Below are 13,920 nucleotides of genomic sequence, written 5' to 3'. Positions count from 1 at the left end.
GTCTGGCGGCGTTTACTGGAAAACTCACTGTCGGCAAAAGTCAGTTGCTGGCTCATCCGGTTACTCATTCTGGGTTCAGGTTACAACACGATGATCTCACATCTCGGACTTATTCGCACCTTCCTTAGAGTCTTTGTTATAGATTTCTGCAGCGTTGGCTGCACCGGCTACCAGCAGGGCAGGGATTACCACTGCCAGAATATTGCGCTTCATCATTATTTATTACCCTCATTGGTTTTTTTATGACACTCGCCACTGCCGTCAATAAATTCTGTCAATAAATATTTCCGGAACTATTGATGAGAGTTTGGTGTCTTTATGTATCTGACAGGCATCTTTCCATTCGCCGAAGCGTTTCGCTAGCCTGAAAGTGCTACAATTCTCAAGATTGAGTAACCAAAAGAAAATATATGTAACTAAATGTGTATTTTTGGGAACTTTGTGAACCACCTCAAACTTCAGAACGGCCTGGTTAATTAAGCGACAGTATCTATCCTATATATATGAATTCCTTATGATTAATTTGGATAAAGGCAATTCATATAAACAGACGATAAACGACTCGTTTTTTCTTATGACGCCGAAAAGCCTTCTGGATGGCTGTAAAATTGGTTGAAATTTGTGCTATTGCTTGAGGATGTAATAAGCGCAATAAGAATAGGGTTTATTTTTTGTGGCTGGATATTTCGCGGAAACAAAACGTAACAGGTAGTGGTTGTGACGGGGTGAAGGTTTGAAGATGCTGACTTTACGCTGACGAAAACTGACAATACAGGATAAAATAATGGCCAGCACAGGCTGGCCATTTTAGTCTTTTACCGATTAGAAGCTGGCGTTACGTGGCGTACGTGGGAACGGAATCACGTCACGAACGTTCTGCACACCGGTCACGTAGGCGATCAGACGCTCGAAGCCCAGACCAAAACCAGCGTGCGGTACGGTACCGTAACGACGCAGATCGCGGTACCAGCTGTAGTCCGCAGGGTTAAGACCCATCTCTTCCATACGCGCGTCCAGCACGTCCAGACGCTCTTCTCGCTGAGAGCCACCGATGATTTCACCGATGCCCGGCGCCAGGACGTCCATCGCTGCCACGGTTTTACCGTCTTCGTTAAGGCGCATATAGAAGGCCTTAATGTCTTTCGGGTAGTTTTTAACGACAACCGGCGCTTTGAAATGCTTCTCGGCCAGATAGCGCTCGTGCTCAGACGCCAGGTCTACGCCCCAGTAAACCGGGTTCTCGAACTTCTCACCGCATTTCTCGAGGATCGCCACCGCGTCGGTGTAGTCCACCTGCGCAAAATCGGCAGAGACGAAGCGCTCCAGACGGGCTACCGCGTCGCTGTCTACGCGCTCGGCGAAGAATTTCATGTCGTCCGGACGCTCTTCCAGCACCGCTTTGAAGACATACTTCAGCATCGCTTCCGCCAGACCCGCGACATCGTCCAGGTTGGCGAACGCCACTTCAGGCTCCAGCATCCAGAATTCCGCCAGGTGACGGCTGGTGTTGGAGTTTTCGGCACGGAAGGTAGGGCCAAAGGTGTAGATTTTAGACAGCGCGCAGGCGTACGTTTCGCCGTTGAGCTGACCGGATACGGTCAGGAAGGCCTCTTTACCAAAGAAATCTTTGTCATAGTCCACTTTACCTTCCGGGGTGCGCGGCAGGTTTTCGAGATCCAGCGTTGAGACGCGGAACATCTCACCGGCGCCTTCCGTATCGGACGCGGTGATCAGCGGGGTAGACACCCAGAAATAACCCTGCTCATCGAAGAAACGATGCAGCGCCTGTGCCAGCGTGTGACGTACGCGAGCAACCGCACCAATCAGGTTGGTACGTGGACGCAGGTGCGCCACTTCACGCAGATACTCAATGCTGTGACGTTTAGCCGCCATCGGATAGGTATCCGGATCTTCAACCCAGCCGGTGACTTCAATGGCAGAAGCCTGAATTTCGAAACTCTGACCCTGGCCCGGGGATGCCACGACCACGCCGGTGACGATAACGGAACAGCCCGTCGTCAGGTGCAGAACGTCATCATTGTAATTGGGCAGAGAATTATTAATGACGGCCTGTACAGGATCAAAGCAGGAACCGTCATAGACGGCAAGGAAGGAGATGCCAGCTTTAGAATCTCGGCGGGTACGCACCCATCCGCGCACGGTGACTTCTGAGTCAACGGCGACACGGCCCTGGAGTACGTCGGCTACAGGCACAACGCTCATAATATTCTCTCTGTTAATAGTCGGAAAAAATAAACACTTGTCCACCCTTATGGGGGGATATCTATGTTACCTGCCATCCGCTATCAGACAAGTAAATTTCGCGGTCAAAAGGGAAGAATTGAGAAATAAATAAGAAGAGGGGAGCCATGAAGGCTCCCTTAAGCGCTTAACTGGCTTTTTTGATCTGGGGAAGATCGAAGGCTTTGCGCAACGCGCGGACAAACGCCTTGTCATGGCAGATGGTTTTGCCCGGGCTGTCGGAGAGTTTCGCCACCGGTTTGCCATTACATTCCACCAGCTTTATCACGATATTCAGAGGTTTTACCTGAGGAATGTCGCAGGTTAACCGGGTACCGATCCCGAAGCTCAGGTTCACTCTGGCGTTGAAATGGCGATAGAGTTCGACGGCTTTCGCCAGATCGAGATTATCGGAGAAGACCAGCACCTTGCTCATCGGGTCAATGCCCAGTTTCTCGTAATGGGCAATCGCCTTCTCACCCCACTCAACCGGATCTCCGGAATCGTGGCGCAACCCCTGATAACGCTCCGCAAATTCAGGTCCAAAGTCGCGCAGGAAGGCATCCATCGTAATACAGTCCGTGAGGGCAATTCCGAGTTGATTCGGGTACTCCGCAAGCCATGCGGCCAGCGCTGCGCGCTGGCTGTTGGCGAGGTCAGGGCTGATCTGCTGATGCGCCTGGAACCACTCGTGCGCCTGGGTACCCATTGGCGTCAGATTGAGGCGACGGGCCAGATCGTAGTTACTGGTGCCCACGAACCACGGCTCCTGCTGCAGACGTTTAACGATGGCCTCCTGTACGTCGCGCGAAAAACGGCGGCGGGTGCCAAAGTCCATCAGGCGGAAGCGGGACATGTCCAGCCCTGCGGTCAGCGTGGAGAAGTCAGCGAGTTTCTTTTCCAGCGAGGCCACCGCCTGCGCTACACCCGTTTCCGGGGAACGGTAGCGGTGAGCCAGTTCACTGATTACCGCCAGAAGCGGCACTTCCCACATGATCACTTCCCGCCACGGACCTGCAAGGCGAATATCCAGCTTGCCGTTATCGTTAACCACGGTGACCTGCTCCGGCTTATAGCGGAAGTCGCGCAGCCAGTTCAGGTAGTCGGCTTTGAAGAAAGGCAGGCCAGAAAGCCACTGATATTCCTCGTCCTGCAGCGTCAGATGCTGCATAGCATTGACCTGTTCACGAATGGCGTCTGCGTAGATACCGAGCAAGTCGTCGCCACGGCAGCGGAATTCCGCCGCGACATGAACGTCATAGTAATGGTGGAAAACGGCTTGCTGCATGTGCAGTTTATACGCGTCGGTATCCAGCAACGTATGCAGAACTGGAGAAGCGAATTGAGTCATAGGTGCGCAGTAGCATCCTCTCACAGGAGCGTTTAGTACAATAAACAACTCCGGAGTATACCTTGTTTAGTGATTTATTGAACCCCGATCACAACATAAGCGCGTTTTATGGTCGAGGGCATTTTGTGCCCCGTGTTATACAAATGTAGCAAAAAAAGGTATTGACCCTGAAAAGATGAACATTCTGCATAGCGCGTTTTGCGCAACAGGAATATATTGAAACGTTACTCGACAAACGATGCATAAGGTTTTCTATGACACAACAGCCACAAGCCAAATACCGCCACGACTACCGTGCGCCGGATTATCTGATTAGCGAAATCGATCTGACTTTTGACCTGGATGCCACTAAAACCGTTGTCACGGCGGTGAGTCAGGTGACGCGCCACAGCGCAACTGCTGTGCCGCTGCGTCTGGATGGCGAAGACCTGACGCTGGTCTCCCTGCATATTAATGATGAAGCCTGGTCAGACTATAAAGAAGAAAACAACCAGCTGGTCATCGACAACCTGCCGGAACAGTTTACGCTGCGCATCGTGAATGAAATCAGCCCGGCCGCCAACACCGCGCTGGAAGGGCTTTACCAGTCAGGCGTGGCGCTGTGTACCCAGTGTGAAGCGGAAGGGTTCCGCCACATTACCTGGTATCTCGACCGCCCGGACGTCCTCGCGCGCTTCACCACCAAAATCATCGCCGATAAAACCCTGTATCCCTTCCTGCTCTCCAACGGCAACCGCGTAGGCGAAGGCGAGCTGGAGAATGGCCGTCACTGGGTTCAGTGGCAGGATCCGTTCCCGAAACCGTGCTACCTGTTTGCGCTGGTGGCAGGGGACTTCGACGTGCTGCGCGACACCTTCAAAACGCGCTCAGGCCGCGAAGTGGCGCTGGAGCTGTTTGTTGACCGTGGTAACCTGGACCGCGCGCCGTGGGCGATGACCTCGCTCATCAACTCCATGAAGTGGGACGAAGAGCGCTTTGGCCTCGAATATGACCTCGACATCTATATGATCGTTGCCGTTGATTTCTTCAACATGGGCGCAATGGAGAACAAAGGCCTGAACGTCTTTAACTCCAAATACGTGCTGGCGCGTACCGATACCGCCACCGATAAAGATTATCTCGATATCGAACGCGTCATCGGCCACGAATATTTCCACAACTGGACCGGTAACCGCGTCACCTGCCGCGACTGGTTCCAGCTGAGCCTGAAAGAGGGCCTGACCGTCTTCCGTGACCAGGAGTTCAGCTCCGATCTGGGGTCACGCGCGGTGAACCGCATCAACAACGTGCGTACCATGCGCGGCCTGCAGTTTGCGGAAGATGCCAGCCCAATGGCGCACCCGATCCGTCCGGATAAAGTCATCGAAATGAACAACTTCTACACCCTGACGGTGTATGAGAAAGGCGCTGAAATTATCCGCATGATCCACACTCTGCTGGGTGAAGAGAATTTCCAGAAAGGGATGCAGCTCTACTTCGAGCGTCATGACGGCAGCGCGGCCACCTGCGACGATTTTGTGCAGGCAATGGAAGATGCTTCTAATGTCGATCTTTCCCACTTCCGCCGCTGGTACAGCCAGGCCGGTACGCCGATTGTTACCGTCAAAGACGATTACAATCCGGAAACCGAGCAGTACACGCTGACCATCAGCCAGCGCACGCCGCCGACGGCAGAGCAGGAAGAGAAATACCCGCTGCATATTCCGTTCAGCATCGAGCTGTACGATAACGAGGGCAAAGTCATTCCACTGCAGAAGGGCGGCCACCCGGTACACCACGTGCTGAACGTGACCCAGGCCGAGCAGACCTTTATCTTCGATAACGTCTACTTCCAGCCGGTGCCTGCGCTGCTGTGTGAATTCTCCGCGCCGGTGAAGCTGGAGTACAAGTGGAGCGATCAGCAACTGACGTTCCTGATGCGTCACGCCCGCAACGACTTCTCCCGCTGGGATGCGGCGCAAAGCCTGCTGGCGACCTACATCAAGATCAACGTAAACCGTCACCAGCAGGGTCAGCCGCTGTCGCTGCCTGTTCACGTGGCTGACGCGTTCCGCGCGATCCTGCTGGATGAGAAGATTGACCCGGCGCTGGCCGCTGAAATTCTGACCCTGCCGTCAGCAACGGAAATCGCGGAGTTGTTCGAGATTATCGATCCGATCGCGATCGTGGCGGTGCGTGAAGCGCTGACCCGTACGCTGGCTGCTGAACTGGCTGACGAGTTCCTCGCCATTTATAACGCCAACAAGCTTGACGCTTATCGCGTTGAGCACGCGGACATTGGTAAACGTTCTCTGCGTAACACCTGCCTGCGCTATCTGGCGTTTGGTGAAACCGAGCTGGCGAACACCCTGGTGAGCAAGCAGTATCACGAGGCGGATAACATGACCGACGCGCTGGCCGCGCTGGGCGCAAGCGTTGCCGCCGAACTGCCGTGCCGCGATGCGCTGATGCAGGAGTATGACGACAAGTGGCATCAGGATGGTCTGGTAATGGATAAGTGGTTCATCCTGCAGGCGACCAGCCCGGCGGCCGATGCGCTCAGCAAGGTGCGCAGCCTGCTGAAGCATCGTTCCTTTACCCTGAGCAATCCAAACCGCGTGCGCTCGCTGATTGGCGCGTTTGCCAGCAGCAACCCGGCCGCATTCCACGCCGAAGACGGCAGCGGTTATCAGTTCATGGTGGAAATGCTGACCGAGCTGAACAGCCGTAACCCGCAGGTGGCGTCGCGCCTGATAGAGCCGCTAATCCGCCTGAAACGCTACGATGAGAAGCGTCAGGCGAAGATGCGTGCCGCGCTCGAGCAGCTGAAAGGGCTGGAAAACCTGTCTGGCGATCTGTACGAGAAGATTGCTAAAGCGTTAGCGTAATAAAAGTTTACCCTCCCTCTCCCTGTGGGAGAGGGCCGGGGGTGAGGGCATCAGGCATTAGCCTTAGCTCGCTGTAACTCCGTGCTCCCGCGTTTCATCACCCGATCCAGCACTTCTGCCTCCAGCTCCGCCAGTCTTGCCGAGCCCACGCGACGAGGCCGGGGAAGATCCACCGTCAGATCCAGACCGATTTTTCCTTCCTCTATTAACAGCACCCGATCGGCCATTGCGACGGCTTCGCTCACGTCATGCGTCACCAGCAGTACCGTAAAGCCGTGCGTCTGCCAGAGGGAACCAATCAAATCCTGCATTTCGATTCGCGTCAGGGCGTCGAGCGCGCCCAGTGGTTCATCGAGCAAGAGCAGGCCCGGACGGTGAATCAACGCCCGCGCCAGCGCAACGCGCTGCTTCTGTCCACCCGAGAGTGCGGCAGGCCATTCATCGGCGCGATTTTCCAGCCCAACGGCGGCCAGCGCCTGGCGGGCTTCATCCCGCCAGTTACCCTTAAGACCGAGCCCGACATTGTCGATAACCGATTTCCACGGCAGCAGGCGTGCATCCTGGAACATCATGCGGGTATCATCCTGAATATTCGAAAGCGGCGTCGTTCCTGCCAGAATGTCGCCGCCGTTGGGGGCTTCCAGTCCGGCCAGCAGCCGTAGCAGCGTACTCTTGCCGCCGCCGCTGCGCCCGACTACGGCCACAAACTGTCCGGCGGGAATATGCAGATCCAGCCCGTTAAGAATGGTGTTATCGCCGTAGCGTTTGGTGACACCGTTCAGCAGTAACGGGGTCCCCTGATTCAGTCGTGCAGTATTCATGCTTTCGCCTCCTGAAGGGTATAGGCCGGATTCCAGCGCAGCCAGCTGCGCTCCAGCCACTGGGCGCTGACGTCGGCGAGTTTGCCGAGCAGGGCGTAAAGGATAATGGCAACTACCACCACGTCCGTTTGCAGGAATTCGCGGGCGTTCATTGCCAGATAACCAATCCCGGAGTTAGCTGAGATGGTTTCCGCCACAATCAGCGTCAGCCACATCAGGCCGAGCGCGAAACGCACCCCGACCATAATGGAGGGCAGGGCGCCCGGCAGAATCACGTTAACAAAGAGGGAAAAACCCGATAATCCGTAGCTGCGCGCCATCTCCACCAGACCACGATCGATATTGCGGATGCCGTGCCAGGTGTTGATGTAAATCGGGAACAGCGTGCCCAGCGCCACGAGGAAGATCTTGGCGCTCTCATCAATCCCAAACCACAGAATGACCAGCGGGATCAGCGCCAGATGCGGCACGTTGCGCAGCATCTGGATGGAGGTATCCAGCAGCCGCTCGCCCCAGCGTGAAAGGCCGCTCACCAGACCCAGAACCAGCCCGATACTGCCGCCGATGGAAAACCCGATCGCGGCGCGCCAGGAGCTGATCGCCAGATACTGCCACAGCTCTCCGCTGACGCTCAGCGACCAGAACGCTTCTACAACGCCCTCCGGAGAGGGCAGAATGCGGCTCGACAGCCAGCCGGTGGACGATGCGAGCTGCCAGAACGCCACAATGCCGACGGGTAAAAACCACGGCGCGGCGCGCAGCAGCCATTTTTGTGAGGTGGCAGACATGGTCCCTCCTTAGCTCTGTGCGGCTTTGCGTGGAATAAATTCGTTTGCCACGGCTTCGCCCTGCAGCTGGAGCGGCTGCGGCTGCGGAACCTCCGGAATGGCGACATCAAGATGCGGGAACAACAGCTCGCCGACCTTGTACGCCTCTTCCAGGTGCGGATAACCGGAGAGAATAAAGCTGTCGATACCCAGTTCGGCGTATTCATTGATGCGCGCGGCCACGGTCGGGCCGTCGCCGACCAGCGCCGTGCCCGCACCGCCGCGCACCAGGCCGACGCCCGCCCACAGGTTCGGGCTGATCTCCAGATTCTCGCGCTTGCCGTTGTGCAGGGACGCCATCCGGTGCTGCCCGACGGAGTCGGTTTTGGCAAACGCGGCCTGCGCTTTGGCGATGGTCTCATCGTCCAGATGAGAAATCAGACGGTCCGCCGCCCGCCAGGCCTCATCATTGGTTTCACGCACAATCACGTGCAGGCGAATACCGAAGCGCACCTTGCGGCCATGGGCGGCCGCTTTCGCGCGGACCTGAGCGATTTTTTCTTTCACCAGCTCAGGCGGTTCGCCCCAGGTCAGATAGAGGTCGACCTGCTCCGCCGCCAGATCCTGGGCTACATCCGACGACCCGCCAAAATAGAGCGGCGGGCGCGGCTGCTGCACCGGCGGGAAGTAGAGCTTCGCGTCGCGAACGTGAATATGCTTGCCTTCAAAGGTGACGGTTTCCCCTTCCAGCAGGCGTCGCCAGACGCGGGTGAACTCGGCGGAGGCCTCATAGCGTTCGGTATGGTCGAGGAACACGCCGTCGCCCGCCAGCTCCTGTGGATCGCTGCCCGTTACCAGGTTAAACAGGGCGCGGCCGTTGGACAGCCTGTCCAGCGTGGCCGCCTGACGTGCCGCCACGGTAGGGGAGACGACGCTCGGGCGTAACGCGACAAGGAACTTTAGACGCTGGGTGACCGGGATCATCGATGCGGCGACCAGCCAGGCATCTTCACATGATCGTCCGGTCGGGATCAGCACCCCGGTGAAACCGATTCGGTCCGCCGCCTGTGCAATCTGCTGCAGGTAGCCATGGTCAACCGGGCGTGAACCTTCTTCTGTACCAAGATAGTGTCCATCACCGTGGGTGGGTAAAAACCAGAAAAGATTCAGACTCATGATTTAGCTCCTTCTTTGCCTGCGGGTTGCCAGATGCGTTCGCGAATAGTGACCTGTTTTGGAACCAGGCGGTTTTGATAGAAGAGGTCAGCCGTTTGTTGCTGAAGTGCGGCGACGTGTGCGTCCACCGGCGTAATGGTGGTCGGCGGACGGTGGTTGAGATAGCTCGCGATCACCGGCTCAGGTAAGCCCATGGTTTTCGCCAGCAGGGCAATGCTCTCCTGACGCTGGCTCTGAGTCAGGGCATCGGCCTGGGTAAAGGTATCCAGCACGCCCTGAATAAATGCGCCGTTCTTTTCCGCATAAGGGCGCGCGGCCAGATAGAACGAGCCGGTCTGCTTCAGCGTGGTACCGTCTTTCAGCACGCGAACGCCACCCTGCAGCAATGCGGCGGAGTAGTACGGGTCCCAGATGGCCCAGGCATCAACGTTCTTCTGCTGGAACGCGGCGCGCGCGTCAGCGGGCGTCAGGTAAACAGGCTGAATGTCAGTGAACTTGAGCCCGGCCTCTTGCAGAGCGCGCAGCAACAGGTTGTGTGAACTGGAACCCTTCTGGAAAGCGACCTTATGGCCTTTAAGATCGGCGACGCTTTTAATGTCGCTGTTTTCAGGCACCAGAATGACTTCGGCCTTAGGCTTGGGCGGCTCAACGCCAACGTAGACGAGGTCCGCTCCCGCGGCCTGGGCGAATATAGGTGGGATATCGCCCGTGCTGCCAAGATCGATACTGCCCACGTTCAGGGCCTCCAGCATCTGCGGGCCGGCCGGGAACTCCACCCAGGAGAATTTGGTGTCCGGGAAGCGTTTTTCCAGAAGCTGGTGGCTTTTTGCCAGCACCATGCTGACGCTGCCTTTCTGATACCCGATGCGTAAACTTTCCGGAGCCGTTTCTGCTGCATGGGCCAGCGAGGTAAGCGCCATCAAACCGGCCAGTCCGATGCGGGTTAACGTTTTAAACATGTGCGACTCCTTGAGGCTGACCAAACGCCGGGGCCTGGATATCCCGGCGATGCAGGGCATGCCAGAACGTTTCCAGAGCGTTATCGAGGCGGGTTTGCAGGTTAGGCGTAAAGTGGGGTTTGTGTTGATAGTCGATGACCTGTGAGTCATCGGCGAAAACGCCGTGGAGGATCTCCTGCGCTTTCAACGCGTTCAGCACCGGCTTCAGGGCATAATCCACGGCCAGTAAATGGGCAACCGTACCGCCCGTTGCCAGCGGCAGCACCACCTTGCCGTCCAGCGCGCGTTCCGGAAGCAGATCGAGCAGGGTTTTCAGGGCCCCGGAAAAGGAGGCCTTATAGATGGGCGTTGCTACGATCAGGCCGTCCGCGCCGTTAAGTTGCTCAATGAGGGTTTTCAGCGCGGGGCTGTCGAAACGGGCGTAGAGCAAATCTTCAGGTTCGAAGTTATGCAGGTTCCAGTGGCACACTTCCACATCCAGAGCATTCAGTTTTTCACGGGCATATTCCAGCAGGGCGCTGGAGCGCGAAGGGAATCGTGGACTTCCGGCCAGGGTAATGACGCGCATACTTCCTCCTTATAACTAATTGTTTGCTTTTATCTAACATTCATAACAATTTTAAGGAGTGTGACACCGCGCGTTTATTCCACTAAATGATTTATCTGCAATTAAAATGCAAAAAAGTGCATAAGAAATGGACGGGGAGGTAAACGATTGCGTTTTACGCGGGTTTTTTGCCGCAGGTCAATTCCCTTTCGCGACGGGATCGCCCATAATCCCCTCCCGGTTTGCACACCGGGAATCCAGGAGAGTTCATGTACTACCCCTTCGTTCGTAAAGCCCTTTTCCAGCTCGACCCTGAGCGCGCTCATGAATTTACATTCCAGCAATTACGTCGTATTACCGGCACGCCTCTGGCCGCGCTGGTGCGCCAGCATGTGCCGGTAAAACCTGTGCAGTGCATGGGGCTGACTTTTAAAAATCCGCTGGGTCTGGCGGCCGGTCTGGACAAAAATGGCGAGTGCATTGATGCCCTGGGCGCGATGGGCTTTGGCTCCATTGAAATCGGTACCGTCACCCCGCGCCCGCAGCCGGGAAATGACAAACCGCGCCTGTTCCGACTGGTGGAAGCCGAAGGGCTGATCAACCGCATGGGCTTCAACAACCACGGTGTTGATCACCTGGTCGAGAACGTAAAAAAAGCCCACTTTGACGGAATACTGGGCATCAATATCGGCAAAAATAAAGACACGCCGGTCGAGCAGGGTAAAGATGACTATCTGATTTGTATGGAAAAAGTCTACGCCTATGCCGGTTATATTGCGGTGAATATTTCGTCACCCAATACCCCGGGCCTGCGATCCTTACAATATGGTGAAGCGCTGGACGATCTTCTGAGTGCCATTAAAAATAAGCAAAATGAACTCCAGGCGATCCACCACAAATATGTTCCGGTCGCGGTTAAGATCGCCCCGGATCTTTCTGCCGAAGAATTGATCCAGGTTGCCGACAGTTTGGTTCGCCATAATATTGATGGTGTAATTGCGACCAATACCACTCTCGATCGTTCCCTCGTGCAGGGAATGAAAAACTGTGACGAAGCGGGTGGGTTAAGTGGCCGTCCGGTGCAATTAAAAAGCACCGAAATTATTCGTGCCCTGTCTGCGGAATTAAATGGCCGCCTGCCGATTATTGGCGTCGGCGGCATTGACTCCGTGATTGCTGCGCGTGAGAAGATGGCGGCGGGTGCGTCACTGGTGCAAATCTATTCCGGCTTTATTTTTAAAGGGCCGCCGCTGATTAAAGAAATCGTTACGCATATCTAATCTTTTCTCGTAATCAGACAACCGGGGCTTTATTTCCAGCCCTGGTTGTTTTATATTCCGTCACTGTTGCTTATTTAGACATTATAGTCTTTTATTAATGATGTTATAAACGAAGCGGCAAACAGGACATTTTTAGTACAGGACGTTTCGGGGACGGGAGAGAAACATGCGAATTAAACCTGACGATAACTGGCGCTGGTATTTTTGCGACGAGCATGACCGAATGATGCTCGACTTAGCCAATGGCATGTTGTTTCGCTCTCGTTTTGCCCGCCGAATGTTAACCCCGGACGCTTTTTCCCCGTCAGGCTTTTGCGTTGACGACGCTGCGCTTTATTTCTCCTTTGAGGAAAAATGTCGCGATCTGATGCTCTCGAAAGAGCAGCGCGCCGAGCTGGTATTAAATGCGCTGGTGGCTATCCGTTTCCTGAAGCCGCAAATGCCAAAGAGCTGGCATTTCCTGCCGCACGGCATGAACTGGACCCCGGCAACGGGCGATGCGGCCAGCGTCAACCTGAGCGATACCGCAGAAGAGGTGAGCCTGCTGGTGGTGGAGCCAGGCGATAATGCCGCGCTCTGCCTGCTGGCCCAGCCTGGCGTGACGATTGCCGGGCGGACGATGCAGCTCGGGGATGCCATTAAGGTCATGAACGACAGGCTGAAGCCCCAGCTTCGCGTGGATGCCTTCAGCCTCGAGCAGGCGGTTTAAGCTTCCAGCTGTACGGACGTTTTCGGGACGCAGCTACAGCACAGAATTGTGCCGTCATTTCCAATTGCCGACTTTTTCAACGCACTCACTTCGCCATCCACCAGTCTGATACGACAGCATCCGCAAATGCCCGCGCGGCAGGAATAGGGTATGCGGATCCCCGCTTGTTCCAGCTGCTCAAGCAGTACCTGCTGGTTGTTACCCCGGATGACGTTGCCCTGCCAGTGAATATCTACCGCAGAGGCGACGTTCGTCTCAACGTCGACAAGCTCATCCTCCTGACCCGAGCCGTACACTCTCGCTGGCCCACGAGCAAGAATTTCGACCTCATCGCCGACGCGGATCGCGCCGCTGGAGCGTGGGATCAGGTTCTGGCCGAAATCGACATCGCCATTATCCTGCGCGGTGCGGAATGATTGCAGGGTTTTCAACGGTTCGCCGGAAGGATGCTTCTGGCCTTTCTCCGGGCTCACCGTGGTGAAAATGCAGCGGCTGCAGGGCTTCACCACGTCAAAAATGACGCTGCCAATGCGGATCACTTTCCAGGTATCTTCGTCCCAGGCCTCGGCACCCGTCACCACCAGGTTCGGACGGAACTGTTCCATCTGAACGCTGGCTTTGCAGCGGCCCTGTAAATCACGCAGCGAGGCTTCGTTCGTCAGCAGGAACGGGAAGCCATCGGCGAAGGAGAGGGGAACGGCGTCGTGTCGCTTCACGCGACGCGTCAGTTCAGGTCCAACCCAGCGCAGCTGCACGTCGCGGGAGAAGAAGCCGCTTAACCAGCGGTTAATTTCATCCGGGGCGATGCGCGCGGTAAAGTGGTTCCCCCACACTTCCGTTGGCGCATCGACGGGCGCAAAATCAGCAAAGCGAATCACCGCGCTGGAACCGTCCGGCGCGGTAAGATGCAAACCGTCGTGAAGCGGGGAAGGGGTAAAGCGAACCATCTGAGGGAACTGGCGTGCGGTAATAAACGTACCGTCAGGCTCGGTGACCATAAAAATTCGATCGAAGGCGAATCCGCTCATGTCGGCCAGCGCGTGAGAGACGCCGATGCCGCGCATGGATTTCACCGGATGAATAAAAAGCCTGGATAACGTCGCCACTGCACACTCCCTCGAATGAAAATAAGCCTTCAACTTTATGACATACACGCCATATTAGCTATAATGCGCGACAATTTTCTAAGAGTAAAAGTGACG

12 protein-coding genes are annotated in these 13,920 nt (G+C 55.9%); 4 read left to right on the top strand and 8 right to left on the bottom strand.

The window, feature by feature from the left end; genetic code table 11:
• On the top strand, positions 1 to 246 hold a 246-nt coding region (locus tag ACOTXT_RS15705), incomplete at its 5' end, for a hypothetical protein (protein ID WP_421625347.1).
• 576 nt (positions 247 to 822) lie between these two features.
• Here ACOTXT_RS15705 and asnS read toward each other — a convergent pair.
• Both asnS and pncB read right to left on the bottom strand, forming a co-directional pair.
• Positions 823 to 2,223: an asparagine--tRNA ligase gene (gene asnS / locus ACOTXT_RS15700; protein ID WP_021240867.1), complete on the bottom strand. Its 1,401-nt coding sequence runs from the start codon at positions 2,221 to 2,223 to the stop codon at positions 823 to 825.
• Between the two features lie 166 nt (positions 2,224 to 2,389).
• Complete coding sequence (pncB, locus tag ACOTXT_RS15695; RefSeq protein ID WP_021240866.1) at positions 2,390 to 3,592, bottom strand: nicotinate phosphoribosyltransferase; 1,203 nt, start codon at positions 3,590 to 3,592, stop codon at positions 2,390 to 2,392.
• A gap of 254 nt (positions 3,593 to 3,846) precedes the next feature.
• Here pncB and pepN point away from each other — a divergent pair, with 254 nt between their 5' ends.
• Positions 3,847 to 6,459 carry an aminopeptidase N gene (gene pepN / locus ACOTXT_RS15690; RefSeq protein ID WP_008499945.1) on the top strand — a complete coding sequence of 871 codons (2,613 nt, stop codon included), beginning with the start codon at positions 3,847 to 3,849 and terminating at the stop codon, positions 6,457 to 6,459.
• A gap of 50 nt (positions 6,460 to 6,509) precedes the next feature.
• Here pepN and ssuB read toward each other — a convergent pair whose 3' ends face one another.
• The 5 genes from ssuB to ssuE are packed head-to-tail and all read right to left on the bottom strand — an operon-like array spanning position 6,510 to position 10,750.
• Complete coding sequence (gene ssuB / locus ACOTXT_RS15685; RefSeq protein WP_045334779.1) at positions 6,510 to 7,280, bottom strand: aliphatic sulfonates ABC transporter ATP-binding protein; 771 nt, start codon at positions 7,278 to 7,280, stop codon at positions 6,510 to 6,512.
• Positions 7,277 to 8,068, bottom strand: coding sequence for an aliphatic sulfonate ABC transporter permease SsuC (gene ssuC / locus ACOTXT_RS15680; RefSeq protein ID WP_333164614.1), 792 nt, complete (start codon positions 8,066 to 8,068; stop codon positions 7,277 to 7,279). The genes ssuB and ssuC overlap by 4 nt, the downstream gene beginning before the upstream one ends.
• A gap of 9 nt (positions 8,069 to 8,077) precedes the next feature.
• Complete coding sequence (gene ssuD / locus ACOTXT_RS15675; protein WP_032663859.1) at positions 8,078 to 9,223, bottom strand: FMNH2-dependent alkanesulfonate monooxygenase; 1,146 nt, start codon at positions 9,221 to 9,223, stop codon at positions 8,078 to 8,080.
• Complete coding sequence (locus tag ACOTXT_RS15670; protein WP_023343696.1) at positions 9,220 to 10,182, bottom strand: sulfonate ABC transporter substrate-binding protein; 963 nt, start codon at positions 10,180 to 10,182, stop codon at positions 9,220 to 9,222. Before ACOTXT_RS15670 ends, ssuD begins: the two co-directional genes overlap by 4 nt.
• Positions 10,175 to 10,750: an NADPH-dependent FMN reductase gene (gene ssuE / locus ACOTXT_RS15665; protein ID WP_008499940.1), complete on the bottom strand. Its 576-nt coding sequence runs from the start codon at positions 10,748 to 10,750 to the stop codon at positions 10,175 to 10,177. Before ssuE ends, ACOTXT_RS15670 begins: the two co-directional genes overlap by 8 nt.
• A gap of 248 nt (positions 10,751 to 10,998) precedes the next feature.
• Between ssuE and pyrD the strand changes: the two genes are divergently transcribed.
• Both pyrD and zapC read left to right on the top strand, forming a co-directional pair.
• A complete protein-coding gene (gene pyrD / locus ACOTXT_RS15660; RefSeq protein WP_008499939.1) occupies positions 10,999 to 12,009 on the top strand; it encodes a quinone-dependent dihydroorotate dehydrogenase in 1,011 nt (336 codons plus the stop codon).
• A gap of 166 nt (positions 12,010 to 12,175) precedes the next feature.
• Positions 12,176 to 12,718 (top strand): cell division protein ZapC, encoded by a 543-nt coding sequence (gene zapC, locus ACOTXT_RS15655; protein WP_023292867.1) that lies wholly within the window; start codon positions 12,176 to 12,178, stop codon positions 12,716 to 12,718.
• On the opposite strand, the gene ACOTXT_RS15650 is transcribed toward zapC, so the two are convergent.
• Positions 12,715 to 13,824 (bottom strand): YcbX family protein, encoded by a 1,110-nt coding sequence (locus tag ACOTXT_RS15650; protein ID WP_063929849.1) that lies wholly within the window; start codon positions 13,822 to 13,824, stop codon positions 12,715 to 12,717. The genes zapC and ACOTXT_RS15650 overlap by 4 nt on opposite strands.
• Positions 13,825 to 13,920: the final 96 nt, after the last annotated feature.

This window comes from Enterobacter cloacae complex sp. IR5422 (genome assembly GCF_049238165.1).
GTDB lineage: Bacteria > Pseudomonadota > Gammaproteobacteria > Enterobacterales > Enterobacteriaceae > Enterobacter > Enterobacter roggenkampii.
This window is presented reverse-complemented; position numbering and strand designations above follow the sequence as displayed.